This is a genomic window from Streptomyces sp. NPDC002619 (genome assembly GCF_042889305.1).
Classification (GTDB): domain Bacteria; phylum Actinomycetota; class Actinomycetes; order Streptomycetales; family Streptomycetaceae; genus Streptomyces.
The window spans coordinates 533,353-559,436 of record NZ_JBIAQV010000001.1 but is presented as its reverse complement, the minus strand read 5'-3'; the positions used below and the strand labels follow the sequence as shown (position 1 = coordinate 559,436).

The 26,084-nt window shown below is 67.4% G+C and carries 28 protein-coding genes and 3 pseudogenes; 21 read left to right on the top strand and 10 right to left on the bottom strand.

Annotated features, from left to right (window positions below; translation table 11 throughout):
* Positions 1-14: 14 nt before the first annotated feature.
* Positions 15-1,244, bottom strand: a complete 1,230-nt coding sequence (ilvA, locus tag ACFYXB_RS02830) for a threonine ammonia-lyase (RefSeq protein ID WP_389577038.1) — start codon at positions 1,242-1,244, stop codon at positions 15-17.
* Between the two features lie 162 nt (positions 1,245-1,406).
* On the opposite strand from ilvA, the gene ACFYXB_RS02825 reads away from it, so the two are divergent.
* The 4 genes from ACFYXB_RS02825 (at position 1,407) to ACFYXB_RS02810 (ending at position 3,004) form a co-directional block, all read left to right on the top strand.
* Positions 1,407-1,913, top strand: coding sequence for a MarR family transcriptional regulator (locus tag ACFYXB_RS02825; protein WP_351344384.1), 507 nt, complete (start codon positions 1,407-1,409; stop codon positions 1,911-1,913).
* A gap of 106 nt (positions 1,914-2,019) precedes the next feature.
* Positions 2,020-2,550 (top strand): sigma factor-like helix-turn-helix DNA-binding protein, encoded by a 531-nt coding sequence (locus tag ACFYXB_RS02820; RefSeq protein ID WP_389577036.1) that lies wholly within the window; start codon positions 2,020-2,022, stop codon positions 2,548-2,550.
* Positions 2,547-2,759, top strand: coding sequence for a hypothetical protein (locus ACFYXB_RS02815; RefSeq protein ID WP_389577034.1), 213 nt, complete (start codon positions 2,547-2,549; stop codon positions 2,757-2,759). Before ACFYXB_RS02820 ends, ACFYXB_RS02815 begins: the two co-directional genes overlap by 4 nt.
* Entirely contained in the window at positions 2,756-3,004 is a 249-nt protein-coding gene (locus tag ACFYXB_RS02810) for a hypothetical protein (protein WP_351344393.1), read from the top strand. Before ACFYXB_RS02815 ends, ACFYXB_RS02810 begins: the two co-directional genes overlap by 4 nt.
* A 13-nt stretch (positions 3,005-3,017) precedes the next feature.
* On the opposite strand, the gene ACFYXB_RS02805 is transcribed toward ACFYXB_RS02810, so the two are convergent.
* Entirely contained in the window at positions 3,018-4,172 is a 1,155-nt protein-coding gene (locus ACFYXB_RS02805) for a cystathionine gamma-synthase (protein ID WP_389577032.1), read from the bottom strand.
* Between the two features lie 194 nt (positions 4,173-4,366).
* Between ACFYXB_RS02805 and ACFYXB_RS02800 the strand changes: the two genes are divergently transcribed.
* The 9 genes from ACFYXB_RS02800 to ACFYXB_RS02760 all read left to right on the top strand — a co-directional run bounded on the left by ACFYXB_RS02800 (position 4,367) and on the right by ACFYXB_RS02760 (position 12,795).
* Positions 4,367-5,485: a hypothetical protein gene (locus ACFYXB_RS02800; protein ID WP_389577030.1), complete on the top strand. Its 1,119-nt coding sequence runs from the start codon at positions 4,367-4,369 to the stop codon at positions 5,483-5,485.
* Positions 5,486-5,519: 34 nt separating this feature from the next.
* The gene (locus tag ACFYXB_RS02795) at positions 5,520-5,651 is read left to right on the top strand and encodes a hypothetical protein (RefSeq protein ID WP_388502997.1); all 132 of its coding nucleotides are present in this window, start codon (positions 5,520-5,522) and stop codon (positions 5,649-5,651) included.
* Entirely contained in the window at positions 5,648-5,857 is a 210-nt protein-coding gene (locus ACFYXB_RS02790) for a hypothetical protein (RefSeq protein ID WP_389577028.1), read from the top strand. The genes ACFYXB_RS02795 and ACFYXB_RS02790 overlap by 4 nt, the downstream gene beginning before the upstream one ends.
* 173 nt (positions 5,858-6,030) lie before the next feature.
* Complete coding sequence (locus ACFYXB_RS02785; protein ID WP_389577026.1) at positions 6,031-6,921, top strand: trypsin-like serine protease; 891 nt, start codon at positions 6,031-6,033, stop codon at positions 6,919-6,921.
* Positions 6,922-7,314: 393 nt separating this feature from the next.
* A complete protein-coding gene (locus tag ACFYXB_RS02780; RefSeq protein WP_389577024.1) occupies positions 7,315-7,779 on the top strand; it encodes a YncE family protein in 465 nt (154 codons plus the stop codon).
* A gap of 119 nt (positions 7,780-7,898) precedes the next feature.
* A complete protein-coding gene (locus tag ACFYXB_RS02775) occupies positions 7,899-8,354 on the top strand; it encodes a hypothetical protein (RefSeq protein ID WP_389577022.1) in 456 nt (151 codons plus the stop codon).
* A 171-nt stretch (positions 8,355-8,525) separates the two neighbouring features.
* Complete coding sequence (locus ACFYXB_RS02770) at positions 8,526-9,839, top strand: Dyp-type peroxidase (RefSeq protein WP_389577020.1); 1,314 nt, start codon at positions 8,526-8,528, stop codon at positions 9,837-9,839.
* A gap of 72 nt (positions 9,840-9,911) precedes the next feature.
* Positions 9,912-10,958, top strand: a complete 1,047-nt coding sequence (locus ACFYXB_RS02765; protein ID WP_389577018.1) for a beta-propeller fold lactonase family protein — start codon at positions 9,912-9,914, stop codon at positions 10,956-10,958.
* Between the two features lie 433 nt (positions 10,959-11,391).
* On the top strand, positions 11,392-12,795 hold the full coding sequence (locus ACFYXB_RS02760) for a sensor histidine kinase (RefSeq protein WP_389577016.1): 1,404 nt from the start codon (positions 11,392-11,394) through the stop codon (positions 12,793-12,795).
* Between the two features lie 402 nt (positions 12,796-13,197).
* Here ACFYXB_RS02760 and ACFYXB_RS02755 read toward each other — a convergent pair whose 3' ends face one another.
* Positions 13,198-13,818, bottom strand: coding sequence for a hypothetical protein (locus tag ACFYXB_RS02755; RefSeq protein ID WP_389577014.1), 621 nt, complete (start codon positions 13,816-13,818; stop codon positions 13,198-13,200).
* A gap of 690 nt (positions 13,819-14,508) precedes the next feature.
* On the opposite strand from ACFYXB_RS02755, the gene ACFYXB_RS02750 reads away from it, so the two are divergent.
* A complete protein-coding gene (locus tag ACFYXB_RS02750) occupies positions 14,509-14,925 on the top strand; it encodes a peptidase inhibitor family I36 protein (protein ID WP_389577012.1) in 417 nt (138 codons plus the stop codon).
* 57 nt (positions 14,926-14,982) lie between these two features.
* Positions 14,983-15,867, top strand: coding sequence for a hypothetical protein (locus ACFYXB_RS02745; protein WP_389577010.1), 885 nt, complete (start codon positions 14,983-14,985; stop codon positions 15,865-15,867).
* A gap of 423 nt (positions 15,868-16,290) precedes the next feature.
* Here the strand turns inward: ACFYXB_RS02745 and ACFYXB_RS02740 are convergent.
* Both ACFYXB_RS02740 and ACFYXB_RS02735 read right to left on the bottom strand, forming a co-directional pair.
* Positions 16,291-16,518 (bottom strand): annotated as a pseudogene (locus ACFYXB_RS02740) (transposase); the annotation flags it as partial.
* A gap of 193 nt (positions 16,519-16,711) precedes the next feature.
* On the bottom strand, positions 16,712-16,900 hold the full coding sequence (locus ACFYXB_RS02735; RefSeq protein WP_389577008.1) for a hypothetical protein: 189 nt from the start codon (positions 16,898-16,900) through the stop codon (positions 16,712-16,714).
* A gap of 682 nt (positions 16,901-17,582) precedes the next feature.
* Here ACFYXB_RS02735 and ACFYXB_RS02730 point away from each other — a divergent pair.
* A complete protein-coding gene (locus ACFYXB_RS02730; RefSeq protein WP_351344428.1) occupies positions 17,583-18,737 on the top strand; it encodes a glutathione-independent formaldehyde dehydrogenase in 1,155 nt (384 codons plus the stop codon).
* Positions 18,738-19,652: 915 nt separating this feature from the next.
* On the opposite strand, the gene ACFYXB_RS02725 is transcribed toward ACFYXB_RS02730, so the two are convergent.
* The 3 genes and pseudogenes from ACFYXB_RS02725 to ACFYXB_RS02715 all read right to left on the bottom strand — a co-directional run bounded on the left by ACFYXB_RS02725 (position 19,653) and on the right by ACFYXB_RS02715 (position 21,231).
* Complete coding sequence (locus tag ACFYXB_RS02725) at positions 19,653-19,913, bottom strand: thiamine pyrophosphate-dependent enzyme (protein WP_389577006.1); 261 nt, start codon at positions 19,911-19,913, stop codon at positions 19,653-19,655.
* Positions 19,889-20,442: pseudogene (locus tag ACFYXB_RS02720) on the bottom strand (recombinase family protein). The gene ACFYXB_RS02725 and the pseudogene ACFYXB_RS02720 overlap by 25 nt, the downstream one beginning before the upstream one ends.
* 120 nt (positions 20,443-20,562) lie before the next feature.
* Positions 20,563-21,231: a nitroreductase gene (locus ACFYXB_RS02715; protein WP_389577436.1), complete on the bottom strand. Its 669-nt coding sequence runs from the start codon at positions 21,229-21,231 to the stop codon at positions 20,563-20,565.
* Positions 21,232-21,381: 150 nt separating this feature from the next.
* On the opposite strand from ACFYXB_RS02715, the gene ACFYXB_RS02710 reads away from it, so the two are divergent.
* On the top strand, positions 21,382-22,032 hold the full coding sequence (locus tag ACFYXB_RS02710) for an FMN-dependent NADH-azoreductase (RefSeq protein ID WP_388509242.1): 651 nt from the start codon (positions 21,382-21,384) through the stop codon (positions 22,030-22,032).
* A 382-nt stretch (positions 22,033-22,414) separates the two neighbouring features.
* Here ACFYXB_RS02710 and ACFYXB_RS02705 read toward each other — a convergent pair whose 3' ends face one another.
* Positions 22,415-22,900 (bottom strand): MarR family transcriptional regulator, encoded by a 486-nt coding sequence (locus ACFYXB_RS02705; RefSeq protein WP_351366144.1) that lies wholly within the window; start codon positions 22,898-22,900, stop codon positions 22,415-22,417.
* A 52-nt stretch (positions 22,901-22,952) separates the two neighbouring features.
* On the opposite strand from ACFYXB_RS02705, the pseudogene ACFYXB_RS02700 reads away from it, so the two are divergent.
* The 4 genes and pseudogenes from ACFYXB_RS02700 to ACFYXB_RS02685 all read left to right on the top strand — a co-directional run.
* A pseudogene (locus ACFYXB_RS02700) lies at positions 22,953-23,192 on the top strand (DUF4291 family protein); the annotation flags it as partial.
* A 96-nt stretch (positions 23,193-23,288) separates the two neighbouring features.
* Positions 23,289-23,948, top strand: coding sequence for a hypothetical protein (locus ACFYXB_RS02695; protein ID WP_389577003.1), 660 nt, complete (start codon positions 23,289-23,291; stop codon positions 23,946-23,948).
* 82 nt (positions 23,949-24,030) lie between these two features.
* On the top strand, positions 24,031-24,450 hold the full coding sequence (locus ACFYXB_RS02690) for a hypothetical protein (RefSeq protein ID WP_389577001.1): 420 nt from the start codon (positions 24,031-24,033) through the stop codon (positions 24,448-24,450).
* 129 nt (positions 24,451-24,579) lie between these two features.
* Positions 24,580-25,032, top strand: a complete 453-nt coding sequence (locus ACFYXB_RS02685; protein WP_389576999.1) for an SRPBCC domain-containing protein — start codon at positions 24,580-24,582, stop codon at positions 25,030-25,032.
* 302 nt (positions 25,033-25,334) lie between these two features.
* On the opposite strand, the gene ACFYXB_RS02680 is transcribed toward ACFYXB_RS02685, so the two are convergent.
* A complete protein-coding gene (locus tag ACFYXB_RS02680) occupies positions 25,335-25,976 on the bottom strand; it encodes a hypothetical protein (RefSeq protein WP_389576997.1) in 642 nt (213 codons plus the stop codon).
* Between the last annotated feature and the right edge of the window lie 108 nt (positions 25,977-26,084).

Below are 26,084 nucleotides of genomic sequence, written 5' to 3'. Positions count from 1 at the left end.
GGTGCCGTGTCGCCTCAGTCGATGACCGTGTAGCCCGCCTTGCGCAGGGCCTGGCCGACCTCGACGCAGTGCACCGGACCCTTCGTCTCCAGGTGCAGCTCCACCTCCGCCTCCGTGAGCCCGAGCCGTGGATCGGTTCGTACGTGGCTCACATCGAGGACGTTAGCGTCGACCACTGACAACACCCCCAGCAGCGTCGCGAGGGCGCCCGGCCGGTCCGTCAGGCGCAGCCGAACGGCCAGGTAGCGGCCCTGCGCCGCCATCCCGTGCCGCAGGACCCGCTGGAGCAGCACCGGGTCGACGTTGCCGCCGGACAGCACGGCGACGACGGGCCCGGGAAGGGACCGTGGATCGCTCAGCAGCGCCGCGACAGGGCTCGCGCCGGCCGGTTCGACGACCAGCTTGGCTCGCTCCAGGCACAGCAGCAGCGCGGCGGACAGCTCGTCCTCGGTGACCGTACGGACCTCGTCCACCAGATCGCGGACGATCCCGAACGGTACGTCGCCGGGCCGCCCCACCTTGATCCCGTCGGCCATCGTCGCCGGGTTCTCGATCGACACCGGGCGGCCGGCCGCGAGCGAGGCCGGGTACGCCGCCGAGCCCGCCGCCTGCACGCCCACGATCCGCACGTCCGGCCGCAGCGCCTTCACCGCGACTGCGATCCCGGCCGCGAGTCCGCCGCCGCCGATGCCGACGACGATCGTGCCCACCTCCGGGCACTGCTCCAGGATCTCCAGGCCGACCGTGCCCTGACCAGCGATGATGTCGGGGTGGTCGAAGGGGTGGATGAACACAGCGCCGGTCTTCTCCGCGTACTCCTGCGCGGCGGCCAGCGTCTCGTCGACCACTTGGCCGTGCAGCCGTACCTCCGCGCCGTACTCCCGGGTGGCGCTGATCTTCGGCAGCGGGGCGCCCTCCGGCATGAACACGGTGGCGTGCACGCCGAGCAGCGACGAGGCCAGGGCCACTCCCTGCGCGTGGTTGCCGGCGCTCGCCGCCACCACACCGGCCGCACGCTCCTCGGGCAGCAGTCCGGCGATGCGCACATACGCGCCACGCAGCTTGAACGACCCGGTCCGCTGGAGGTTCTCGCACTTGAGGTGCACCGGCGTGCCGACCAGCTGGGACAGATGCCTGCTGGTCTCCATCGCCGTCACCCGTGCCACACCCGTGAGCATCTTCTGGGCGCCGCGTACGTCGTCGAGGGTGACGGGACCCGAGAAGCCGGCCGTGCTGTGGTTCATGACTCGAGTCTCGCAGTTCACAGTCGCGCGCAGCTGGTGTGACCAAGCTCCGAGACCGGTTTGCGCAGCGCCGGTACGGCCCGCGTCCCGGCCGCGTACCCTGTCCCCACATCCGAGCACTCTTCATGAAGTGAGCCCCCCGCCATGCCCACAACACCTGAAATGTCGATGGACATGACGACCGTCGGTGAGACCGGTCTCCTCGACACGCTGCAGCACGAGGTGGCGCTGTTCGCCCGCCGTGCCGAACAGACCCGGCTCGGCGGCGTCGGCCAGGTGCGCAACTCCATGGACCGCGCCGCGTACCTGCTGCTCAACCGCCTCGACATGGAAGGCCCGATGGGCGTCAAGGCGCTGGCCGCGAGCATGGGGATCGACTCGTCGACCGTGACCCGGCAGGTGGCTCCGCTGGTCGACACGGGGCTCGTGAAGCGCACCTCGCACCCGGAGGACGGGCGCGCGGTGGTGCTCCAGCTGTCCCCGCGCGGGCTGTCCCGGCTGGCGGAAGTGCGTTCGTCGAGGCGTCAGTTGATGGCCGAGCTGACACATGACTGGGCGCCGGAGGAGCGCGAGACGTTCTGCACGCTCCTCGCGCGCTTCAACACCGCCCTCTCTGCCCGGATGGCGGTCCCCGAGATGCCGGCGCCGGAGACTCCGCCGGCCACCTGAGCCCGGACTCTTGACCCCGGGCCGCCGCTGGCCTCATATGAGACCGGGTCCGTGTCGTACGAGGTTGCGTGGCCCATACCGCAGGGCCCCTCAGGCGGGAGGCGAGGTGCGAAGGCGGCAGGCATCGCAAGGCGCCCGCCGGGCCCGGGAGTTCGAGGCGTTCGTCGCGGGCGCGGCAGGGCGGCTGCTGCATGCCGCGACGCTGCTCACCGCCGAGGCGCCGGACGACAACCCGCGCGCACGGCGCCTCCTGACACGCTCGCTCGGGCACACGTACGCGTGCTGGGACCGGCTGCGCGGCGAGGACCCCTACGACAGGGCCCGGCAGTACCTCGCGGCGCGCTTCGCCCGCGCGGCCTGGCACCAGTACGGCGCCTTCGGCCGCGCCCGCCCGCATCCCGCGAGCCCGCTGGCCGTCCTCACACCCCAGGAGCGGCTGATCGTCGTCCTCCGGTTGTACGAGGGGGTCGCCGAGGAGCAGGCCGCGGCGCTGCTCGGGCTGCCGACGGAGCGGGTCCACACGATCTGCGACCGGGCCACGGCCACCCTGCTGCATCCGCCCCGCGCGCGGGCGACGCCGGTCGTGGGGGCGGAGGTGGCGCCGTCAAGAGGCGCCACGGACGCATCGCGGTCATGACGCGCCACGGACTCGCCGCCCTCGCGACGCGCCACGGACTCGCCGCCCTCGCGACGCGCCACGGACTCGCCGCCCTCGCGACGCGCCACGGACTCGCCGCCCTCGCGACGCGCCTCAGGCTCATCGTCGTCGTGGCGCACCTCAGGCTCATCGCCGTCGTCGCGCGCCACGGACTCGTCCGACAGCCGTGGACAGGGAGGCCCGTGTGAACCGGCCCGAGCGCGAGGCCGCGGTACGGCGGATCATGGAGCAGGCGCCGCCGCCCGTGCCGCCCGAGCTGTACGCGGAGGTCGTACGCCACGGCGGGCGCATGCTGCGCCGCAGGACCGTGGCCCGCCGCCTGCTGTGGCTGCTGCTGGTCGCCGCGGGCGTTGCCTTCACCGTCTGGGCCCTGACGGCCCGGCCCTGGGTGGAGCCGCCGTCGCAGACGACCCCACCGCTGACCGGCTGGTGAACCCGCGCCGCCGCTAGCCGAGCGCCTGCTGCAGGTCCTCGAGGAGGTCGTCGACGTTCTCGATGCCCACCGACAGGCGGACGAGGTCGGCGGGAACCTCCAGCGCCGAACCGGCCGCGGACGCGTGCGTCATACGGCCCGGGTGCTCGATCAGCGACTCGACGCCGCCCAGGGACTCGCCGAGCGTGAATACCTTGGCGCGGTTGCACACCTCGACGGCCGCCTCCTCGCCGCCCTCGACCTGGAAGGACACCATGCCGCCGAACGTCTTCATCTGCTTGGCGGCGACCTCGTGCCCGGGGTGCTCCGGCAGACCGGGGTACAGGACCCGCGTCACGCGCGCGTGACGGCTCAGCATGTCGGCGACCTTCGTGGCGTTCTCGCTGTGCCGGTCCATGCGCACCGCGAGCGTCTTCGTGCCGCGCAGCACCAGCCAGGAGTCGAAGGGACCGGCGACCGCGCCCATCGCGTTCTGGTGGTAGGCCAGTTCCTCGCCCAGCGTCTGGTCGGAGACGATCAGCGCACCGCCGACCACGTCCGAGTGACCGCCCATGTACTTGGTGAGCGAGTGCAGGACGACGTCCGCGCCGAGCGCCAGCGGCTGCTGGAGGTAGGGCGTGGCGAAGGTGTTGTCGACGACGAGCCGGGCGCCGGCATCGTGGGCGATCTGGGCGACGGCGGCGATGTCGGTAATGCCCAGCAGCGGGTTGGAGGGGGTCTCCACCCACACGGCCTTGGTCTTCGGGGTGAGGGCGGCGCGTACGGACGCCGGATCGCTGGTGTCGGCGACGGACCACTCCACGCCCCACCGCGAGACGACCTTCGCGAAGAGACGGAACGTACCGCCGTACGCATCGTTGGGGATGACCACATGGTCGCCCGGGCTGAGAAGCGTACGCAGCAGGGTGTCCTCGGCCGCCAGCCCGGACGCGAACGCGAGGCCGCGCCGGCCGCCCTCGAGGGCGGCGAGGTTCTCCTCCAGCGCGGTGCGGGTCGGGTTGGCGCTTCGGCTGTACTCGTAGCCGCCGCGCAGGCCGCCCACGCCGTCCTGCTTGTAGGTCGAGACCTGATAGATCGGCGGGACGACCGCGCCGGTCAGGGGATCGGCGGTGTTGCCCGCGTGGATCGCGAGCGTCTCGAAGTGCTGACTGATGTGCCTGTCGCTCATGTGCACCGAGCGTAGTGCGCCGACGGGGCTGCTGTCGGGCGGCCGGTCGAGCGCGGCCGCAGGCGAGGGTTTTCCCCAGGCGTGGCGGCCCCACCGTTAGGTTTTCCACAGGCGTGGGGGGTCTGACGGAAGGTTGTCCACAGGCGGGACGGACGGGTTGGCCAATTGTCGGCGGCGTCTGGTTCGCTTGAGGCATGGAGATTCTCTGGGTCCTGATCGCGTTGCTCATGCTGAGCTTCGTGCTGCTCCCCGTCCTTCGGCGCAGGCGCGGGTTGATCGAGCGGGTCACGCCGGACCATCCGGACGCCGCGGACCCGGCGACCTACGGCTTCGTGCGCGAGGAGGAGCTGGACGTCCGCCTGCCCGGCCCCGACCAGGACCTCGTCGACGTCCTGGATCTGGTGCAGCGCACCCAGGATTACCGCGCGGCAGGGCAGCTGCTGGCCGGCACCGAGTCGGAGGGCGAGCTGCGCTGGCAGCGCGTGCAGGCCTTCGCGGGCGCGGCGGCGCTGGAGCTGCGGCAGCGACCGGGCAGCGTCAGCGAGACGCCGGGCGGGCAGTGGCTCAGGGTGTGGCGGGCCGAGCAGCCCAAGGACGCGGGCGGCGCTGCGGTGCACGCGGAGTTCCTGGTGCAGCAGGCGTGGCGTACGTCGACGCCGGGCACGGACGAGTTCCGGATCATCATGGAGGAGGCCAGGGACACCTGCGGGCAGGCGGCGCTGCTGGCCCCCGGCGACCCGATCCCGTACATCGTCGAACTGTCGGTGGCGCGCGGACTGGCCTATCCGCAGCCGGAGTTCGAGAAGCTGTGGCTGAAGATCCTGGACCGGGCCCCGGCCCACATGGGAGCCCATCTCGCGGCCCTGCACTACTGGTGCGAGAAGTGGCACGGCTCGCGCGAACTGGCGTACAACTTCGCGGAGTCCGCGGCGGCCCGCGCCCCCGAGGGCTCCTTGCTGGCCGCCCTGCCGCTCTTCGCGGTCTTCGAGCACCTCCCCGAGGTGAACCTCGTCAGCGGCTTCTACCGGAGCGAGGTCGTCACGAAGGCGATGCACGGCGCGCTCCACGCGGTGCACGCGGCCCGCCCCGACGACCCGATGCTCGCGCACGTCCGCCATCTGCTGCTCTTCTTCCTGGTCCGTGCCGAGCGCTGGGCGGAGGCCATGGACCAGTTGATACACGTCGACGGCCACGTGGGGGCGCTCCCCTGGGCCCTGTCCACCGACCCGGCCGCCGACTTCGCCGTCTACCGCGCACTGGCGGTGGCGGGCTACGAGGCGAACGGCGGCAGCCCGGCAACGCTGCTCAGCTGATGCTTGGGATCAGAATCGCGCCCATGGAGTAGCCGTGACCACCTCCGCCGCTGGGCAACCACTCATCCCCCGGCCCCCCGGCCACGGTTGCTACTGGACGTGCATCGAGCAGTTCGGCGAGCGTGTGCACGCCGTGGTGGCCGGCACCGGGGAGCGGCAGGGGTGAAGAAGCCCGCCAACCGGCCGAATGCAGAACTCCTTCGGCCCGTTCAAGGCGGGCCGGCACGTCGTCCTCTCTTCAAGGATCCGCTCGGGGCGTTCGACCCGTGGATCGAGGACCCCTCCGTCGGCCGCAGCCCCGACGTCGTCACCCTGAAAATCACGGCAGGGCTCTTCCTGGTGACCGGTGGATCTCATTTCCGCACCGGGTAGCGCCTCCGGTCCGGGGAGCGAACGCCGCACGACACGGCGACTTGAGCCACGACCGGCGTACGGACCGGGCCGCCCGGCACCCCCTTGCCGCCGTCGGCCGCACGCGCTTCACTGATCGCTACCCGCATCCCCCACAGGAGATCACCCGTCCCACTCATCCGAAGGGTCTTCTCTTGACCGACCGACGTGCCACCACCCTGGCCCGCGCCAGCGCCGTCACCGCGGCCGCCTGCGCCGCCGTGCTCGCGACCGCGTTGCCCTCGTCCGCGATCAACTCCTACAACGCGACCCCTGCACCGGAGCGCACCGAGGTCGGCGCCCTCATCGCCACCTGGGACAACGACGACGACCCGGCGACCCCGGACCGCGTCGACTGGGTCTGCTCGGGCACCATGATCGACGGAAACACCTTCCTGACCGCCGCCCACTGCACCACGGACTGGCCGGACAACGTGAAGTTCTATGTGTCCCTCGACCAGGACGTCCAGGCAGGCCTTGACGCCGCCGCCGCTTCGCACCCCGGCGATCCGGCCGCGCAGGCCGCCGCTGTCGGTGTCCAGGGCACCGCCCACACCGACCCCGCCTACCCGGGCCCCGCGTCCAACCCGCACGACATCGCGGTGATCGATCTGCCCGCCCAACAGCTCAAGGCACGCTGGAACTTCACCCCGGCGACCCTCCCGACCGCCGACCAGTTCGGCGCGCTCGGGCCCCAAGGGCTCAACGCCACGGACTGGTTCGTCGCCGGGTACGGCACCCAGGAAGCCGTCAACGGACCGGGCGGACAGACCCACCCCGGCGGCGGTGTCCGTATGAAGGCACCCGTGAGCTTCAACGCTCTCAACCAGTCCTGGATTCGACTGGGCATGACCGCGCCGCAGGGCAACGGCGGTGCCTGTTACGGCGATTCGGGCGGTCCCAACTTCGCGGTCATCGGCGGCAAGAGCATCCTCGCCGCGACCACGATCACCGGCGACACACCGTGCTACGCCACGAACGTCACCTACCGCCTCGACACCCCCTCAGCCCGCTCCTTCCTCTCCACCTTCGTCGCACTGCCCTAGCAACCCGAGCGGGGCGCTCGCCGCGCAGACGCCGACACCGGCGTGGCGCCCCGCCGACCTTCGATACTCCCTGGCGACGTCGATGTCTGCGGCGAGCTTGCGCCGGTGCTCCTTGGTGGAGTGGCTGGGCCAAACCAGCTCCGTCGCCCGCGCACGCTACTGCCCCGTGTGGCTGGGATCGCGGTCAGGGTCGGCCCGCCGTGAACCATCGTGAACTCGTTCGGCGGACACCGCACGAAGTCTGCACCGCCGCGCACTTGTCCGCCCTTCGAGGCGGGCCGTACGAGTGAAAACCTCCGACCGAGGTGATAATGTCTAAAATGTCTGCGGATCCCTTGATGGCTGGACGATGATTCGAGCGACCGGCGTCATCGATCACGTGTTCGAGAATACGTGTACGCGTTCGGAGGCGGTGGCCTCGGCGCCGCGATGACAGGCGCCGCTCTCGACCACGGCTACGGTTCCCACGGCATCTGGCCGAACCCCGACAACACCAGGATCTACGTCGCCCTGCAGAACTCCGACGCGGTCGACGTCATCGACACGCACACGAAGTCGGTGATCAAGACCCTTCGCATCGGCCAGTCGCCGATGGCGCTGGTGTACGTGGCGCGCGGCACCCCGGCCACCAGCACAGGCAACCTGGGCCGACAAGGTCTGGGCATGCCCACGAAGAACCTCCCCCTGCGCGTCCTCGACAGCTCCGGCCAAGGCGCGGTCCTGATCCGGGCACTCCCGGGCATCGACGAAGACCTGTCCTACTCGTACTTCTTCGCCAACCACTACACCTCCGTCATCCTCAAGCCTGGAACTCCGCCCGGCGAGCAGCCGCCGGGCCCGGCAGACCCCATGGCATGACGGGCCAAGGGCCCAGGGCGGCGCAGTCGGTGTGGTCAGGGCGTGATCGGCGGGAGTCGGTCTGCAGCACCAGCCAGGCTTTCCGTGTCAGCTGTCCCCACGGTGCATCTGGAGGCGAGATGAACTTTCCCCACGCAGAGGCCACCCTGAGAGGACTGGCAGCTTGTTGCGCGGTCGGCAATGCCGTACTGCACTCGCTCCTCGTCCCCGATCATCTGGAGGAAATGTTCTACATCGGCGTTCTGTTCGCCGTGGGCAGCGCCGTCATGCTTGTGGTGGCCGTAGCGCTCGTCGTCATGAAGCGCCCCTTGGTCGCCTGGCTGACTGGGGCAGTCGTCAGCCTCGGCATGATCGCCGGGTTCGCCCTGTCGCGCACCGTCGGCCTGCCGGACGGCTACTACGAAGCAGGTTGGGAGCCGCCGTACGGCCCACTGTCACTGCTCGTGGAGGGCCTCTTCGTCTTCGCCTTCCTCGCCTGGCTCAGCGACAGGACAGCACGTGGCGCGGCGCCCCGACTGCCGCATCGGGCAAGGCGTGAGAGGGCCCCGATGGGGCAGGGCGCATCGAAGTACTAGTGACGTCGTACGGGAAGACCAGAGGCCCTACCGCCCGTGAGGCGGCAGGACCTCTGGCCGGTGTCTCTTTGGTTGCCGTCATCTCGGGGCCTACGAGGAATCGCACCGAGCACACTCTCGAATGGAGTAGAAGAATACGACTGACATGTCGCAATCTGTAACGATTCAGCCATGGAGCAAGTCATACCTGATGAGTCATCTGTCCCGGTGGGCGGCGTCCGAAGTGGCGGAGGGTGTCCGTTCGGCGGGATCGCCCGGCGGTCGTTTCTGCAGGGATCCGCCGCGGGCCTCGCCGGGGCGGCAGGTGGAGCGGTCGTGGGTGATGGCGTGGCCGTAGCCGGCACAGTGGGCCGGCAGACCGCAGAGCCGCATTCCCGCGTGATCCCTTTCCACGGAAGTCACCAGGCAGGTATCGCCACGCTGCCGCAACAGGACGCGATCTTCGTCTCGTGCGACGTGACCGCCTCCAGTCGCAAGGAACTGACCGAACTGTTCCGCACCCTGACCTCACGGGCCCGTTTCCTCACCGCAGGCGGGACACCGGCGAACGTGCCCTCCACCGCGGCGCCGTCGGACAACGGCATCCTGGGCCCCAAGATCGTCCCCGACGGTCTCACGGTGACCGTCGGGGTGGGGGCGTCCCTCTTCGACGACCGTTACGGACTGGGCCCGCGCAAGCCGGTGCAGCTCGTCACGATGAAGGCGTTCCGCCACGACGACCTGGACCCGGCGCTGAGCCAGGGCGACCTGCTGCTGCAGATCTGCGCCGACCACCGCGACACGACCGTGCACGCGCTGATAGACATCCTGACGCACACCAAGTCCGCCATGAAGTTGCGCTGGCGCATCGACGGCCAGCGCAATCCGGAGCGTCCCGTCGGTGTCCGGCGCGACTGGTTCGGCTTCAAGGACGGAATCGCCAATCCGGATCTCGCCGACGAATCCCAGTTGAACCAGGTGGTCTGGGTGCAGCCCAAGGGCGCCGAACCGCAATGGGCTGCGGGAGGCACGTACCACGTGGTGCGTATCGTGCACTTCTTCATCGAGGCCTGGCAGAAGGTGCCCGTCGCCCAGCAGGAGCGGATCTTCGGCCGCCGCAAGGCAAGCGGTGCCCCAATGTATGCGGTGGGCGACGACGTCTCGGATCTTCTCGACCCCATCTACACCAATGACCCTCAGGGGCTCATCACTCCGCTCAACTCCCATATCCGCCTGGCCAACCCGCAGACTCCGCAGACCGCGGCGACCAGCACCATCCTGCGCCGCAGCTACGACTACGACCGCAGTCCCAACCTTCCGGAACTCGACATGGGGCACGCGTTCGTCTGCTTCCAGCAGGAGCTCGACACCTACGTCACCATGCAGACCCGGCTGGAAGACGAAGCACTGGTGCCGTACATCAGCCCCCGCGGCGGGGGTTACTTCTTCGCGCTCCCCGGTGTCCGGGACGACAAGGACTACTACGCCCGCGGGCTCCTGACCTGATCCGGCCGCCCGGCCGGTCCGGAGGCCGCCCAGCGGCCGGATCCCACCATCGCACTGCGTACAGGAGGCCAGATGTTCTCTGCCCTGCGGACCCGAGCCGGCGGCCAACGGCCACGCGGCGGAACGTACCGGCTCGTCGTCGTGACCTGCCTCGGGATGCTGCTGGTCTCCTGTACGGCCGACGTCCGGGACCGCCAGGACGCCACCCGGGTGCCCGGCGAGCTCGCCCGCGCCGACTCCGCCAGCCGTGTCTACGTCACGAACCAACAGGACAACACCGTCTCGGTGATCGACGCCGGCACCAACAAGGTCATCGCGACCGTGCCGGCCGGTACGGCGCCCGAAGGCGTCGCCGTCACGAAGGACGGCGCACACCTGTACATCGCCAACAGCGGTTCGGCGCAGGTCTCGGTCCTCGACACCCGGAGCCGGAAGATCGTGGCGAAAGTGCCCGTCGGCAAGAGCCCCACGGGTCTCGCCCTCAGCCCTGACGGCAAGTCGGTCTATGTCGCCAACGGCGGCTCGAACACCGTGTCGGTGATCGACACCAGCACCAACCAGGCTTCCGCCACCGTTCCCGTCGGCAGATCGCCGCTGAATGTGGCCTTCAGCGGCGACGGCGCCACGGTCTATGTGGCGAACTCCGGGGCAGGCAACCTCTCGGTCATCGACACCCGCACCCGCCGGGTCACCCGTACGCTCGCAGCGGGCCATGCTCCCGTTGCCGTCGCCGTCACCAGGGACGGCAAGTCCGCCTACGTCGCCGACGAAGTCGGAACACATGTCCTCGCCATCGCAACCCGCACCGGCAAGTCGGCTGCCGTGACCGTCGGCCAGGGCCCCTTCGACGTGGCCATCAGCCCGGACGACCGTCTCGCCTACTCCGCCGACCTCGGCCCGGGGCACATCTCCGTGATCGACACGGGCAGCCACCGTGTGACGGCGACCATCAACGTCGGCCCTCCCGGCACCGACCCCTTCAACCTGGAGGTCACCGACCGCGCGATCTATGTCACCAACCAAGGTGCGGGCACCCTCACGGTCATCGACCCCGCGTCCCACAAGGTCCTCGCGACGGTGACCGTGGGAGCCAGTCCGTACGGCGTCGCGGTGGGCTGACCCCGCGTCCGGGCATCGGCAACGTCCAGCGACGGTCCGGTCATAGCTCACGGGCGGCCGGTGTCCAAGTCGAAGCGGCGGAGGAACGGCTGGCTCTCGCGCCTTCCGAGGCGTCCGCCGCAAGATCAATGTCGGGCGACGCCGGCACTTGCGACGCACAGTTCACCAGCGACAATCGCCACAGCAAACGATTCAATGCGTCTGCGCCCCTCGAGAGATTGGCCGGCGCGACGTCGAGCGAGACCATTCAGATGGCTCTCATATTCATCCCGCACACTCTCGGCATGTGGATGAGGGGGCCGGTGAGCGCAGGTTACTGCTGGCGCGCGGGGGCAGCCTCGGCAGTTCGCCGGGGCTGGTGGGCTTCCAGGACGTAAAGCGCTTGCCTCGTAGCGGCAAGGCCACGAAGTGAACACTCGGGGGATCGACTGAAATGAAGAACCCGTTCCGGGGCCTGACGCTGCGGCTGCGGCTGGGACTGTCAGCTGCTGTGGCCGTGGCCTTGGCCGTAAGTGCAGTCGCCATAGCGTCATGGCTCGTCACGCGTCAGCAGCTGACTGACCAGCTGGACTCGAACTTGCAGAGCGTGCAGGCATCGCCCGGGTATGTCCAAGACCTGCTGAGTCTGTGCGGTAGGGAGCTGCCGGACACGGATCAACGCAACGACACTCCCACCCCCTACGTGGTGCAGGTCATCACCGCGGACGGAACGGTATGTGTCGCACCTGGCAACAAGAAGGTTGAGGTCGACGGAAACGATCTCGCCGTCGCGCGCGGCGTCCTCGGATCGGCATTGCATGACGCTACGTCCGAAGATGGGCAGAAGATGCGCGTCTCGACAACACATCCCGATATGCCCCCGAGGCTTTCGGGAGAGTACGCGGTGTCCATCGCGCAACCCCTCAGTGCCGTGGACAAACCACTGAACAGTCTCGCCCTCTTCCTGCTCGGTTTTGCAGGAGTCGGCGTCGGCGGCGCGGCCACGGCCGGGTTCGGAATCAGCCGCGCCGGCCTGCGGCCGGTGGAACATCTCACAGATGCCGCTGAGCACATCGCACACACACAAGACCTGACAGTTCGGATTCCCGCCGACGGGAATGACGAGATCGCTCGACTTTCCAAGAGCTTCAACGACATGACCGAGGCTCTCGCGACCTCGCGAGACCTCCAGCAGCAACTCATCGCTGACGCCGGACACGAGTTGCGCACCCCACTCACGTCACTGCGCGCGAACATCCAACTCTTGATCAGAAGCCACACGTCAGGAAGAAAAATTCCTGAAAAGGCCATGAATGACCTACTTCACTCCGTTGAGTCGCAAGTGGGAGAACTTGCGGCCCTCATAGCCGACTTGCAGGAACTTTCCCGGCCAGATGTCAACCCCCACGAGACGTCCCTTCACGTCGTCGCCCTGCACGAGGTGGCAAGGCGCGCCATGGATCGAGTGAAGCTCCGCGGTAGTGAACTCGAGTTCACCAGCGACCTGGATGACTGGTACGTGTTGTCCGAACCCTCAGCTCTGGAAAGAGCGGTGGTGAACCTGCTCGACAATGCTGTCAAGTTTTCGCCCCATGGAGGAACCGTGAGCCTCCGCCTCGGCGACGGCCACCTGATAGTGCGCGACCAAGGGCCGGGCATTCCCGCCGACGAGTTGCCGCATGTGTTCGACCGATTTTGGCGCTCGCCGACAGCTCGCAGCCTGCCGGGCAGCGGTCTGGGCCTCGCCATCGTGGCAAAGACCGTTCAGCAAGCAGGCGGCACGGTGGCACTGCGGCCTGCTGACCCTCAGGGGACTGAAGCGGTCATACGCATCCCCGGTACCCACACCCATCCGTAAGCCAGGAGCCTCGACTTGCCACTAGGCACTGGCCAGTAGGCCCGACTGCCCACCCCACCCTGACGTCTGAGGAGCGGCAATCCAGGGGCGGGGCTCCCGGCCAGCGCCTGGAATACCACCCCTGCTGTGCCTACAGCGATCCTTCCCGGCGCCTGAAATGCCCTCAAGTTCGGGCACCCGAGCAGCTTCGTATGGTCGCGCCTGGTCATCGAACTGGCACTGCCGGGAGCCGCCTGCGCGGGCGCCTACCAGAGCCTGGACGAAGAGCAGAACCAGGTGGCCGTAAAGGCCCTGTTTCGGCTGATCGGAGATTTCCTGCGCGCCCGCGACACCGAGCGCGACGGGCTGCGCAGCATCTTCCGCGACTACTCACTCCGCTTCAGGGAGTGAGCTCCGGCGGGACTAGGTACGTGCGTCTCCGGTGGCCGATGGGCTGACGAACACCGCCAAGTAGCGGAACTCTCCGCCGGGTCCATCCTGCCTGGAGTGCTGCTCCCAGGCGAGGGGATAGGCACCTCGCAGCCTGCATGTGTTCCGCTCGTACGTCCCCTCTGCCCAAAGCAACGTCCCGGTGAGCTCGCGCCCCTCGTGAATCCTGAAGTCGTGATCACGGGTAGGTCGGCGGCCGGGGCCTGGCGGAGTCCACAGGGACGCTTCGTTGGTCAGCAGGAGTGCAAGGCCGTTCTGTTCGGACCGACGGCAGAAGCGCTCCAGCCGGGCGATGTCCCGGACGAAGTGCAGGCGAGCGAGGTCCGTGGCGGCATGCGCCTTCAAGGCGTAGTCCTCGGCTGGAGTGCCGGCCGTGCCCGTCCAGCTCCGGGTGAAGTACTTGAACTCGATGGCGGTACGAGCTTCCGGCCCGATGCACAGCAGGTCCAGGTACTCGGCCTTGCCCGATAGCCGCTGTGGGACCTCGAGCCAGAACTGCACCTCCGGCACCAACTCCCAGACCACTCGAGCGAAACCGTCCTGAAGGTCGGCCTCGGAGTGGAAGACCGGCCTGTGCCGGCGCAGCTGCGCCATGACCTCGTGAAGTGAGGTCCGTCCGGCAATACTCTCTGAGCCGTGCATTAATGCCATGGTCACGACGGCAATGAAGTGGTTCCTCGATCGAACTCTCAAGCCATAGCGCCACCTTCGGCCACTTGCGGGTGCCCGGGCCAACCCCAGCGACGGTTCGGTTCGCATGGAGTCCGACCAGTGTCGTACTTTGACTGATCTCCACCTACGCAGCCGGGCACCAAGCACGGGAGGCTGGGTGGGACGCGAATCAAGCCAAGTGACTCGTTCGCGACGAACTGGGGGGCGCCTTGCCCGACGGGCATCACTCCAGCGCCGGAAGCCACAGAGAAGTAGTCGTCCATGCTCGGATCTGAACCGACCGGCCGTGCCGCCGACCACCGCCCAGGATGGCGGCACGGTTTCGCGGGCCGTCCGTACCATCCGCTCCGCAGACGGCCAGCCTTCCTGGGATTCGTTTTCGGCCATATCACCCACTGAGGGCATGACTCGTTACGTCACCCGCCACCATTGCGTAAAACCCATTGCAGTACGGCCATTTTTGTCGATCTCGCGGCGCTTTCGACCATCTCTTTGACTCGAACCTAACGAAAGCTATACCTGAACTTTACAGGGAGAGAGATATGGCCATGATATGAATGCCTCGTCTTGATCAACAGTAAGAAGTGAGGGATTAAGCTGAACGTTCGAAAAATGCTTTCCGTTGTCGCCCCCGCGATCGCCGCGGCGACGCTGATCGTTACCGCGACAGGTCCTGCTTCGGCTTCCGCGGGAACGGGTTGTGTAGACGCTGGGCACGGTGGCTGCATTCGACTGTTCTACAACAGCAACAGGTCCGGCTCCAGCACCTACTTCAACACGAACGTCTCCGACCTGGCCGGCTACACCTTCCTGACTTCGGGTTCTGGGCAGGGGCAGCCCGTTAAGAACAACGCTGCCAGCGCACTGAACGACAGTCCCAACATCGTTACGATTTACTACAACAGCGGCTACGTCGGCGCCTGCGACACGCTGTCGAATTACGCGATTGCAGATCAACTCCACTACACCTACAACGAGGACGCTTCCTTCCGTTGGAGCTACACACGTAGCGATTGCTACAACTTCTAATGAAAGGCCCTGACTGACGGGAACGCCGCAGCCAGGGCCTTTCCCAAAAGGAGATATATGGGAAAACTTTCTCTTCTCGTCGCTGCGACAATTCCGGTGTTGCTCCTGACGTCGGCATGTTCCGACAAGCAGGTTGAGAGCGCGGAGCCGCTACCGGCGGCGAGCTCATCGGCACGGAGCGCCGACAAGAAGGCTCATTTCAGAAACTTCACCCATACCCTCCCCATCGCTAGGTACGAATACAGCGCCGGGCAGGAACGCCTGATCAACGCAGCGAAGGATGCGCTCACACGTAGGTGTATGCGCCGGTTCGGGCTTGGATACGCACTGGCCCGATCCGCGAGCGCAGACCCGAGTGAGACTCCCGATCGCCGGTATGGGATCTCGGACCCCGGCCAAGCCGCAGCCTACGGATATCATCTGCCTCCATCCACCGCATCCGTCCCGGTTCCGTCCACCGATCGGTCATATCCCGTCCTGTATGGGACAGTGTCGGTTTTGAGTGGAAAGAAGGTGCCAGAAGGCGGCTGCAGCGCCGATGCGGTTCGGGTATGGGAGAAGAAACGCCCCCGCACCGAAGCCAGCGATGCAGCGCGTAACGTCTCGGTCCGCAGCTTTGAAGAGGCACAGTCCGACCCATCGGTGATCAAGGCGACAAAAGACTGGTCGATCTGCATGAAGGAGAAGGGATTTACGTACTCCTCTCCCCTTGCGCCGCCAGGCGAGTATCCGCTGAGCAGTCCCACTGCGTCCGAAAAGGAGCGCCGGACGGCGATGGCAGACGTTGCCTGCAAGGAGAAGTCTCACCTCCTGAATATCTGGTTCGATGCTGAATCCGATCTCCAGAACCGTCTCATCAAGGAAGAACAGCGATCTTTGAAAATCTTGTCCGCCGAGCATGCGAAGGTGGCGGACTTCGCTCGTTCCCTCGCAGACAGTTGAGCGAGCAGAGCGGTCGCAGTTGAAGGCATCCGCTGCTCATGCGCCTTGCCCGTCGGCTGTGACCTCGTACAGTGTGGATATCTGTGTAGAGGCGGTCGACGGTGATGTGCGGGATAGAGCCGGACGCGAGGTCGGAGACCACAGCGGGGTGCGGTCCGGCACGGACGGGAATCGAACGTTGATTGCGTCCTGGGAAGTGGTGCACGGGCTCTCACCTGATCCGGGCATTTTCCCCGGCGTCGGAGTGAGTGGACGGATACAAGAACGGCCACCGGCCAATCTTCGAGGCATCGAAGCCTCGAATTAGCTCCCTATATTTTCACGTGACGAGTTATTTTATTACCCTAAAGGTAAGCCTGGGGCTGGATTCATAGGGGGAGGTCGAACGATTTAGCCGGTCGCTCCGGCCGACAGCTTCCCTCCCGAGGGCCTGGCCGCACCGGCGACACCGCGGCGTTCACGATCCCGCAGTACCCAGTTGCGCAGACTGCCCCTGCTGATGCCCAGGTCAGCGGCGATTTTCTTGTAGGTCGCCCCGGGCGTGGACTCGTACAGGGCCACGGCATCGGCCTTGAACTCGTCCGAGTAGCTAAGTGACCCGTTCGAGACGAACTGGGGCCTCCTCGACGGCCGGGGCGGCGGACGGGGCATCGCCGCGTACCTCCGCGACAAGTTCCTCAATCTCGGCAGCCGCAGCCTCGGCGGCCCGGATCCGGTCGGCCTGCTCCTATCGAATGGCCTGCACGCAGGTGGACAGGGCCCGCAGCTGGCCCATGGTCACGATCCTAGGGATAGAACCGCGTCGCGCTCTCGGGTTCGCGCCACGGCGCTCTGGGGCGTCACGTCAGAACGGGGCGATCGTGTCGATGCCCGCCCCCGCCCGCTCCGTCCCTCTCCGCGTCGTCGCCGTCGCGTCGAGGTCGAAAGTGAGCTGCCGGCCGAGCTTGGGTATGTCCACGATCTCCATCGATCCGGAGCAGGACACGAGGGCGTCGCCGAACTGGCTCGGCCGCTCGGTGGGTCGTGCCGCCACAGACGGCCATTGCTGGGGGCGTTGACCACCATCCCCGCGGCGATCTTCCGCTCGCAGGACGGCCACTCAACTCGGGGTTTCCCCAGTGTGCTTGCTGTACCAAGTCATCGGCCATACAAAGAGGTTACGTACGCAGGGGTGACCCTCCCCTCGTAGCGTAGAGACCGTGACTGGGTCGGTTCCCGGTCTGGGAACGCGGGTTTGCTGAGGGATCACAGGCGGTTCCTCTGGTACGTGAATTCGCTGGTGAGCGCGAGTGTCCGGCGGGCTTCAGCCGTGGTGGAGGGCTTCTTGCACTCGCGGATTTGTGGATGGCCCGGTTGGCTTCCTCCCTTGGTGAACGAGGGGGCCAGCGGGGACGGTGCCAACCGGGTCAAGGCCTCCTGATCGTTGTGCCGCATCGTGGCGGGCTGCAGTTGACATGCCTGACGGGAGTGGAAGGGTTGATGAGTAGGGCGCGGTGGTGGAGCAGCTGGAGCCGTCACCGAAGTGCAGGTAGTGCGAGGCGCAGAGTTACGCCGGTGCGCTGAATGCGGATGCTGCTGTGGTGTCGGTTCTCGTTGCCTGGCTCAGAGGGAATGACGCGCGATTTCCCGTTGGGTAGTGGTGCGTGGCCAGTGATGTCGATCCGGGACAGCCGTCTCGGAGCCACCGTGCGGCGAAGCGATTACAAGGGGCTGTCATGAAGGCGACCGTCTATGAGGGGCCGCGCGCCGTCAGTGTGAAGGATGTACCCGACGCGCGTATCGAACGACCGACCGATGTGCTGGTGAGGATCACCAGCACCAACATCTGTGGTTCGGACCTGCACATGTATGAGGGCCGGACAGACTTCGAGAGGGGCCGGGTCTTCGGTCACGAGAACATGGGCGAAGTGATCGCGGTCGGTGACGGTGTGGACCGGGTGCGGGTCGGGGACCTGGTCTGTTTGCCGTTCAATATCAGTTGCGGCTTCTGCCGGAACTGTGAGAAGGGCCTGACCGCGTTCTGCCTGACCACGCCGGTGGACCCGAAGATGGCCGGCGCCGCCTACGGCTTCGCGGGCATGGGCCCGTACAACGGCGGGCAGGCGGAGCTCCTGCGGGTTCCCTACGGCGACCACAACTGCCTGGTGCTGCCGGAGGAGGCCAGGGAGAAGCAGACCGACTACGTAATGCTCTCGGACATCTTCCCCACCGGCTGGCACTGCACCGAACTCGCCCAGCTGCAGCCCGGCGACACCGTTGCGATATACGGAGCGGGGCCGGTCGGCTTGATGGCCGCACTCTCGGCGAACCTCAAGAGCGCCTCCCAGGTCATGGTCGTGGACCGTCACCCGGACCGCCTCGCCCTGGCCGAGGAGATCGGGGCGATCCCCGTCGACGACTCAAAGGCCTCGCCCGTCGACCAGATCAACGAGCTGACCAACGGTCTGGGAGCGGACCGCGGCTGTGAGTGCGTGGGCTACCAGGCCCATGACCCTCAGGGCCATGAACACCCCAATATGACGCTGAACAACCTGGTGGAGTCGGTGAAGTTCACCGGCACCATCGGCGTGGTCGGCGTCTTCATCCCTCAGGATCCCGGCAGTCCCGACAAGCTCTACCAGCACGGAGAGGTCGCCTTCGACTACGGCCTGTTCTGGATCAAGGGCCAGTCGGTCGGCAACGGGCAGGCCAACGTCAAGGCCTACAACCGTCAGCTGTGCAACCTGATCCAGCAAGGCAAGGCCAAGCCGTCGTGGATCGTCTCCCACGAGCTCCCGCTGGACCAGGCCCCCGAGGCCTACCAGCACTTCGACGCCCGCGACAACGGCTGGACCAAGGTCGTCCTGCACCCCGACGGCGGCACCCGCTGACGTAGCACCGCGAGAGGTGCTGTGGGGTTGTTCGTACGTGTACGCCCGCAGTTCGATACATGGCCACAACTAAGCGACAGCGGGAAGAAGTTGCTGCCGCTGACGGTCAAGAACGCGGCGTCGGCTCCTGCTTCGAGCGGTCACGCGCACTGGGGTGAACGAGGCACTGTCGCAGATCGCTGATGCGCTGGAGGGCGCGAGCGAGGACGAGGTGGCTGCGGCGATGGCTGCTGTCGGCACTACGAGTCGTCGGCGGTCGGCGCCGCAGAGCGGGCCACGTACACCTCTACCGGGGCCTGGAGGCTCGCGGGACGTCCACTCAGTAGTGGAGTGGGCTGAGCCTGCAGCGGCCACTGTGCCGCGATGTGGATGCTTTGAGCCTGGTTTGCAGGGATCCAACTGAGCGCCGCTGCTCTTCAAGTTCCGATGACTCAGCCCGGTTTCCTTCCTCCGATCACATTCCTCCGACCACGCCTGAGTTACAACCTTCTCCACGGGGTTCAAGTGCCCGCGCAAGCGCGGGCTGGCCCCTTGTGCCCGGCCCTCTGCGCCTTCGGCGCCCAGGCCGGGCCCCTGGGGCCGCAGCAAATTACGGCCCTGAGTAGAGACCTGATCAACTGCTCAAGGACATGCCTCCGGCGGGGGCGCTACGGCACCGGGATGGACGGGCACCGTTCGCGGGTGCCGGCCGGTGCGTGGCGAGCGTCGTGGAGCTCCCATCCCGACCGCCTTCGGCCCAGGCAGAGCCGAGCAGTCGCGGCCCAGGGCGATCAAGGTCGTTCGTACAGTGGCGCGCTCCACCTTGACGCCCTGAACCACGCCCGCTCCACGGCGTGTGGGCCGAAGGCGGACGGGATGGAAGCTGGGGTGAGCGGTGGGTACCGATCCCCTCCGCGAGTGATCGATGGGTGCGGGTTACTCGAGGACGCCTTCGTGGAGCTGGGCGAAGAGTTCGGTGTTGCGGGTGTAGTCGACGGGCACGTCGATGATGGTGACGCCGGGCTGGACCCGGGCCTCCCGCGACAGGGCCTCGCCAAGGACCTTGGCGAACTGCTCCTCGGTCTCCACCCGGTAGCCGTGGGCGCCGAAGGCGCCGGCGTACTGAGCGATGTCGTAGTCGCCGAGCTGGACGCCCGAGGTCCGCCCGTACTTCAGCTTTTCCTGGAAGCGGACCATGTCATAGCTGTTGTCCCGCAGGATCCGAACGGGCGCGCCCCTCCTCCGGCTATCCGTCCGGCCTCGGCGGCCTGGCGGCGCTGTCGCTTCTGCCGCTCGGCCTTGTGCTCCGCCTCGTGGCGGGCTGCCGCTCCGAGCATGCGGGCCACCATGCGGCCGGTCGGCGTCGCAAGGTCGATCTCTCCACTCACGGTGGCAAGCTAGATGCCTTGACGGTCGGCGAGATCAATAACGTCTTCCAACTCGCGCGGCGACCGTGTCAGCCTGTCCACGTGCCACACCGCGATCGCGTCGATCTCGCCCTGCTGGATGTCGGCCAACAGCTCCCGCCACTTGGCCGGGGAGCTCCCGAGTGCGCGCTGACGTCGTTGTCTGGGTAGACGGCTACGACGTCCCACCCCAAGCGGGTACACAGTGCCCGGCAGTCCTCCTCCTGGCGCGCGACCCCGAGTTCCGCCCCGCCCCGGTCCTGGCTGATCCGGCTGTAGATCGCTGCTCGCCTCGCGCCCTTGCCCTTGGAGTTCGTCATGGGTCACATAGGTACACCCTCGTAGGCACCGGAGCCCCCTGCCCCATCGGCGTAGCGAAGGCAGATGGCTGCGCCTCTCTCATATGGGCAACGGCAACGTTAGGCCGAGGGCCGGCGGGGTCAGCAGCCGTCGACGAAGGTGACCGTCTCGGCGAGCGGCGCCCGGCCCGTACGGGCGTAGGCCACCGTGGCGTCCTCGAACCCGATCGACATGCCGCAGAAGAGGATGAGCTCGTCCGGGGGTGACAGGACCTCCGCGACGGTCTTGTGGAACTTCGCCCATGCCATCTGTGGGCAGCTGTGCAGCCCTTCGGCGCGCAACAGCAACATGACGGTCTGCAGATACATGCCGACGTCGGACCATTGGGCCGGGCCCATGTCGCGGTCGATGTAGCAGAACAGGGCGGCGGGCGCGCCGAAGCAGTTCCAGTTCGCGGAAGCGGCCCTCTGGCGCGCCTCCAGGTCCTCGCGCGGGATGCCGAGTGCGCCGTAGCGCTGCGCGCCGAAGGCGGATCGGCGCTCGCGGTACGGAGACTTCAGCTCGGGCGGGTACTGCTCGTACTCCGGCTCGTCCCAGCGGTCCCCTGTGGCCAGGCGCTCACAAGCGCGCTTCTTGATCTCCGCCAGTGGCCCGCCGGTCACCACATAGGCGTGCCACGGCTGGATGTTCGATCCGGACGGAGCCCAGGCCGCTGCGGACAACACGCGCTCCAGCGTCTCCCTGGGGACGTGCCGGTCGCTGAATCCGCGCACCGCCCGTCGGCTCGTGACCGCCTCGTAGACGTCCATGATCGCTTGCCTCCCCAGCTGCTCGATGAAATCCGATCCCATTACACTCGAAATAGTATCATTCAATACCATCTCGTGCTTCACTATCGCCGAGCATGAATCCTCAGCCCCAGGTCCCCCGCCTCGGGCCCGGCACCTTGGAGAAAGTCCGTGGCCACACTGCTGCACATCGACTCGTCTGTGTTCCCCGGCGAGGCGTCCTCGTCCCGTTCGGTCACAGCCGCCTTCCGCAGGGCCTGGGAGGAGCAGCACCCGGAGGGCACGGTGATCTACCGCGACCTCGCCGCCGACCCCGTCCCGCACATCACGGCCGACGCCTGGTCCGCCGGGTACGCCGCTCCGTCCGAGCGCACCCCGGAGCAGTCCGCCGCGTTCGCGGCGCGCGTGAAACTCATCGAAGAGCTGGAGCAGGCGGACACCGTCCTGATCGGCGCTCCCATGTACAACTACTCGGTCCCGTCGACCCTCAAGGCGTGGCTGGACAGCGTGCTCCTGCCCGGCCGCACTGCGGGCGAGACACCCTCCGCCCAGGGCACCCCGGTCGTAGTCGTCGCCAGCCGCGGCGGCTCCTACGCGCCGGGCACCCCGCGCGAGGGCTACGAGTTCGTACAGAACTACCTGGAAGCCGTTCTCAAGGGCACCCTCGGCCTGGACCTCGACTTCATCGTCCCGGAACTCACCATGGCCCCCCGCAACCCGGCCATGTCCGAACTGATCCCCCTCTACGAGGCCTCCCGCGAGCGCGCCTTCGAGGACGCGACCACCAAGGCCAAGGAACTCGCGGAGCGCCTCGCCGCGTAGCTCCCGGGCCATGGACGCCGCGTGAGGCCTGGGCCCAGGACGACCCTCACTCGCCGTCCTGTCTGCCCGCGGCCTCTGCCGGGGGCTGGTGGCCCGGCTCTGGGGCGGCGGGGGCGTTCACCCTGCCGGTGGGCCGCCCATCGACACCACGGCGATGCGGGCGAGGGCGAAGAACACACCACCGGTCCACGCGCACGGTGCGCCGGGCCGTGCCGGCCGCCCGACCCCCCCATGGGCGACGATTCCCTGATCGAAGCCCTGACCGCCGCCGACAGTCAGACCCGCGGCGCCGCGACGACGGCCGCAGCCCTCATGAGCGGGTCCGAAAGCTGCGCGAAGACGAGACGCGCCCACGCGGCAGGCAACCAGTGCGCGGGCGCGCTTACGCCTCGCCGTCTGCGGGGTAGGCGAACCTGGTCAGCAGATCCGCCAGCTTCTCGGGCTCGCCGGGCGCCAGTTCGGCAACGAGAATCTCGGCCAGCGGCTCGGCCGCCACATGGGCCGCATCGAAGAGCTCGAGCCCCTGAGGCGTGATCTCCACCGCCCGGGCCCGCCGGTCCCCCGGAACGTTCTTGCGTACGGCCAGCCCCTTGCGCTCCAGGTCGTCCACGACCCGCATGATTCCGGCCTTGTCCGTCCCCGTCGCCGTCGCCAGGTCCCGCTGCACCGTGGGCCCGTGGTTGACCAGCACGATCAGCACCGCGAAATGCCGCAACTCGATACCGAGCGGCCGAAGCGCCTCCCCCATCACCGCGGCCGCACGCCAGTGCGCCCGGCGCAGCAGCAGACCGAGAGCGAAAGGCGATTCGTCCCCGAGGCGGTCGGTCGCGCGCGGGGCGGTGGTTCGGTCAGGAACGTCGGCGGTCATGAGGCCACACTACAGCCGTCCATTCATTCGATACGGTATCGCTTGAAACCAAATGCGACTGCGCCCGCCGAGACGTGAGCGCGCCGCCCCTGACACAGTCGAAAATCGATGGCCGACGGGAGTCGGTGGCCTCACCCTGTACGGCACGGAAGAACCGCAACGCGGGATCCGTGCGCTCCACACGGCATCCACGATCACCGTCTACCAGGCGTACGCCCCGGAGATCGGCCTGCCCGCGGTTCGCCGGGGCCGTTTCCCCGCTGCTGGGAAACGGGACCGAATGACATGGATCATCAAGCCGCGTTCACAGCCTGCGAGGAAGCGTGCCTGAACGCAGTCACGCAGCAACTCCGTTGGGCAAGCGTGCCGAAGCGCGGATCATGGGGTCGTGACGAAGTCGACGAAGAAGGCAGCTCCGGTCGAGTGGCCAGGTCTTGAGCCAAAGCTCTCCGCGTACCAACAGGCGATGCGGGAACGGCTCCTCGCAGCCCCCGTTGTGCCTGCACCCGAACCCTGGCAACCCGTCGCCTTTGTCCCCGTCGGCGGGCTCCTCGGAATCGGCTTCGCGTCGCATCCCGAGGACCGCCGCGATCTGGTGATGGTCGTCTCACACGACGGTCACGGCCTCTTCGACGCCGTCACCGGGGAGAAGATCGCCAGGGACCGCGAACCTGACCCTGAGGACGAAACTCCCGACAGCACGCCGGACTTGTCCTGCCCCGGCCTGGGGCCGATCACCGGAAGCCGGGTACACATAGCGGGGCTCTTCGGCGGAGGACTCCGCACCACCACCGCAGACGGTTGGCTTCTGGAGGTCGTCACCCCGGCGTGGCCGAATGATCAGGTCCTGCTCGCCCGCGACGGCGGGCTGCCTCACTCCGGTCCTCACGGCGAGCGGTGGTGGCACATCTTCCACTCGAACTACTCCGAATTCCGGGCAGCCGGCTTCTCGCCCTCCGGGCAGACCATCGCCGTCGCGACGAGCAGCGACATTTCACTCTGGACACGCAGGACGGGCCAAGGTCACTCCAGCAGCGCCGAGCACTGACCGAACCAGACTGCGTGTCTGGTCCGGCTGATGCCACGCGGCTTGGTCGGGGAGGACCTGCCTCCGCTCACACTGAGAAAACATGGCGATGGACGAAGACGAGAGCCTGCACCGATACGGCCTGCACCCCGCAGGCGCGAACCTCGAAGAAGTACGAGGTCTGCTCACCGCACAGACCCGGCTGGAGAAACGTGCGCAGGGTGACGGCGACACCGAGCTTATGAAGCTGTGTTGCGTGCAACTCTTCAACGCCGGCTCCCTCGATGATGTACTGCTCATCTGGCAGGCCAAGTCCGCCAGCATGGACGCGGATTGCTCGATCGACATCCAGTTGCTGTGCGGAAGTGGACTGGTCAGGACCAAGGCATTCCTGTCGAGCCGGCGTCTGCCCGAAGCCGAAGCGGCGCTGCAACGGCTGATCCGCTGCGAAGCGGCCGGCGACTTCGAGGACTTCTCCGCCGAGGAACACTTCGCCCGGTACGCCGCCTACTACGCGCCGTGACGCACGGGGTCGACCGGGCACCTCACAGTTTCTCGCCGACAAGCAACCACCATGACCGATGAGTCTCCGCGCCCGCGGGCGTCTACAGGTGAGACAGTCCCGACCAGGCATGACACGAGGAGACGAAGCATGAGCACCGAGCAGACCACGCCGGCCAACGGCTTCTCCTACAAGCTGACCCGAACGCTTGACGCCCCCGCGGTGAAGGTGTGGCGGGCGTGGACCACCCCCGAGCAGTATGCACAGTGGGCTTACGCCGCTGCCGGCTCCGTCGAGATGGACGTACGGCCGGGCGGAGCGTGGAAGGCCACGATGGTCACGCCCGACGGCGGACAGTTCCCGCTGACCGGCTCCTATCTTGAAGTCGCAGAGAACCGCCTGCTGGTGGTCGGCATGGACGTACCCGGCAAGACCCTGCCCGTAGCCATGACCATGGATCTCGACGAGCAGGACGACCACCACACGCAGATCCAGCTCCACCAGACCTGCGACACCGCCGAGGAACGCGACATGGCCGAGCAGGGCAGCACCATGCTCCTCGACAGCCTGACCGCCTTCCTGGCCGGTGAGGCGAGGAACTGAACCCCGCTCAGAAACCACAACCGGTCGTGGATCACGGGGCAGGCCGGAACACGCCCGGTCCTGCCCTGGCCGACCGCCCGTGCACTTCGATCTTCTCCGTCACCAGGACATGGGTCATCAAGCCGCGTTGACAGACTCCTGTCCGTCGCCGACGACGGGGTTCGTGCACGCTCTTCCAGAGATGGGGTGTCGGCGTACATGTCGAAGCGCCCAGGCAGGTACGTACGAACATACTCACCGCGTCGCACACAATGACAATCCCGGGCCCCGCCTGCTTGGCCTGCGGAGCCGGGCCCGCCGTCCTACAGCTCCGGCGGTATAGCTGGCGCGGGAAGGTCGAGAACGCGGGCGAGGGCTGCTGTGACGGGAGCGCAGTGGCCAGGCAGGTGCCTGGAGGCCCAATCGGCTGCCAGCGCGAGGAAGTCGACCAGGTCGCGCTCGGCTCCGGTGAGCAGGTGGCGGAGTTCGGTGACGGACAGCTCGATCACTGGGCTGTCGCTCTGATCGGCATTGACCGTGAGCCGGACCGTGTCGCCGAAGCGCTCCGCAATCGGTGACACAGGGTCGTGGCCGAATCCGAGCAGGCTGCCGTCGTCGACGAACTGGTGCCAGTCGCGCCAGTCCTCCAGTCCATCGCAGCAGCCGGGCAGGAAGGTGACGCCTGCGGAGTTATCGGTGACTTGCAGGCCGCCGGCTGCGAAGAGGTTGTCGAATGTCAGCAGTCCGTGAAGGAACGAGTCAAGTGCCCCGGCCGGACGAGGCGGGCGGTCGCCGTCGGGGTCGATGTCATTGCAGCTGGCGATGCGCATCACCGCCGTCCCGACCTCAGCGGGTGAGAGCTCACCCCTGAGAGGCAGGAAGCCGAACGACTTGATCTCGGCGACAGGCCAGAGGTCAAAGCCGTCAGGTGCGCGTATCTCTAGAACGGGCTGCATCACGATCACCCGGCGCATTGTTCCGCATCCCGCGCCCGCCTCGCCTCGCGGTTACGCCGAGCATCCTCGTCTCGGCCATGGGAGCTGAGCACGTTCGGTTAGCGGTCTTCCAGTCCG

Bases quoted from the DNA above. Each gene is read 5' to 3' on its own strand.
- ACFYXB_RS02765 (WP_389577018.1), top strand. From the start codon at position 9,912: ATGTTCTCTGCCCTGCGGACCCGAGCCGGCGGCCAACGGCCACGCGGC.
- ACFYXB_RS02745 (WP_389577010.1), top strand. From the start codon at position 14,983: ATGGGAAAACTTTCTCTTCTCGTCGCTGCGACAATTCCGGTGTTGCTC.
- ACFYXB_RS02800 (WP_389577030.1), top strand. From the start codon at position 4,367: ATGGAGATTCTCTGGGTCCTGATCGCGTTGCTCATGCTGAGCTTCGTG.
- ilvA (WP_389577038.1), bottom strand. From the start codon at position 1,244: ATGAACCACAGCACGGCCGGCTTCTCGGGTCCCGTCACCCTCGACGAC.
- ACFYXB_RS02760 (WP_389577016.1), top strand. From the start codon at position 11,392: ATGAAGAACCCGTTCCGGGGCCTGACGCTGCGGCTGCGGCTGGGACTG.
- ACFYXB_RS02725 (WP_389577006.1), bottom strand. From the start codon at position 19,913: ATGGTCCGCTTCCAGGAAAAGCTGAAGTACGGGCGGACCTCGGGCGTC.
- ACFYXB_RS02715 (WP_389577436.1), bottom strand. From the start codon at position 21,231: ATGGACGTCTACGAGGCGGTCACGAGCCGACGGGCGGTGCGCGGATTC.
- ACFYXB_RS02825 (WP_351344384.1), top strand. From the start codon at position 1,407: ATGTCGATGGACATGACGACCGTCGGTGAGACCGGTCTCCTCGACACG.
- ACFYXB_RS02775 (WP_389577022.1), top strand. From the start codon at position 7,899: ATGAACTTTCCCCACGCAGAGGCCACCCTGAGAGGACTGGCAGCTTGT.
- ACFYXB_RS02805 (WP_389577032.1), bottom strand. From the start codon at position 4,172: ATGAGCGACAGGCACATCAGTCAGCACTTCGAGACGCTCGCGATCCAC.
- ACFYXB_RS02755 (WP_389577014.1), bottom strand. From the start codon at position 13,818: ATGGCGCAGCTGCGCCGGCACAGGCCGGTCTTCCACTCCGAGGCCGAC.
- ACFYXB_RS02770 (WP_389577020.1), top strand. From the start codon at position 8,526: ATGGAGCAAGTCATACCTGATGAGTCATCTGTCCCGGTGGGCGGCGTC.
- ACFYXB_RS02750 (WP_389577012.1), top strand. From the start codon at position 14,509: ATGCTTTCCGTTGTCGCCCCCGCGATCGCCGCGGCGACGCTGATCGTT.
- ACFYXB_RS02815 (WP_389577034.1), top strand. From the start codon at position 2,547: ATGACGCGCCACGGACTCGCCGCCCTCGCGACGCGCCACGGACTCGCC.
- ACFYXB_RS02690 (WP_389577001.1), top strand. From the start codon at position 24,031: ATGGCGATGGACGAAGACGAGAGCCTGCACCGATACGGCCTGCACCCC.
- ACFYXB_RS02730 (WP_351344428.1), top strand. From the start codon at position 17,583: ATGAAGGCGACCGTCTATGAGGGGCCGCGCGCCGTCAGTGTGAAGGAT.
- ACFYXB_RS02685 (WP_389576999.1), top strand. From the start codon at position 24,580: ATGAGCACCGAGCAGACCACGCCGGCCAACGGCTTCTCCTACAAGCTG.
- ACFYXB_RS02705 (WP_351366144.1), bottom strand. From the start codon at position 22,900: ATGACCGCCGACGTTCCTGACCGAACCACCGCCCCGCGCGCGACCGAC.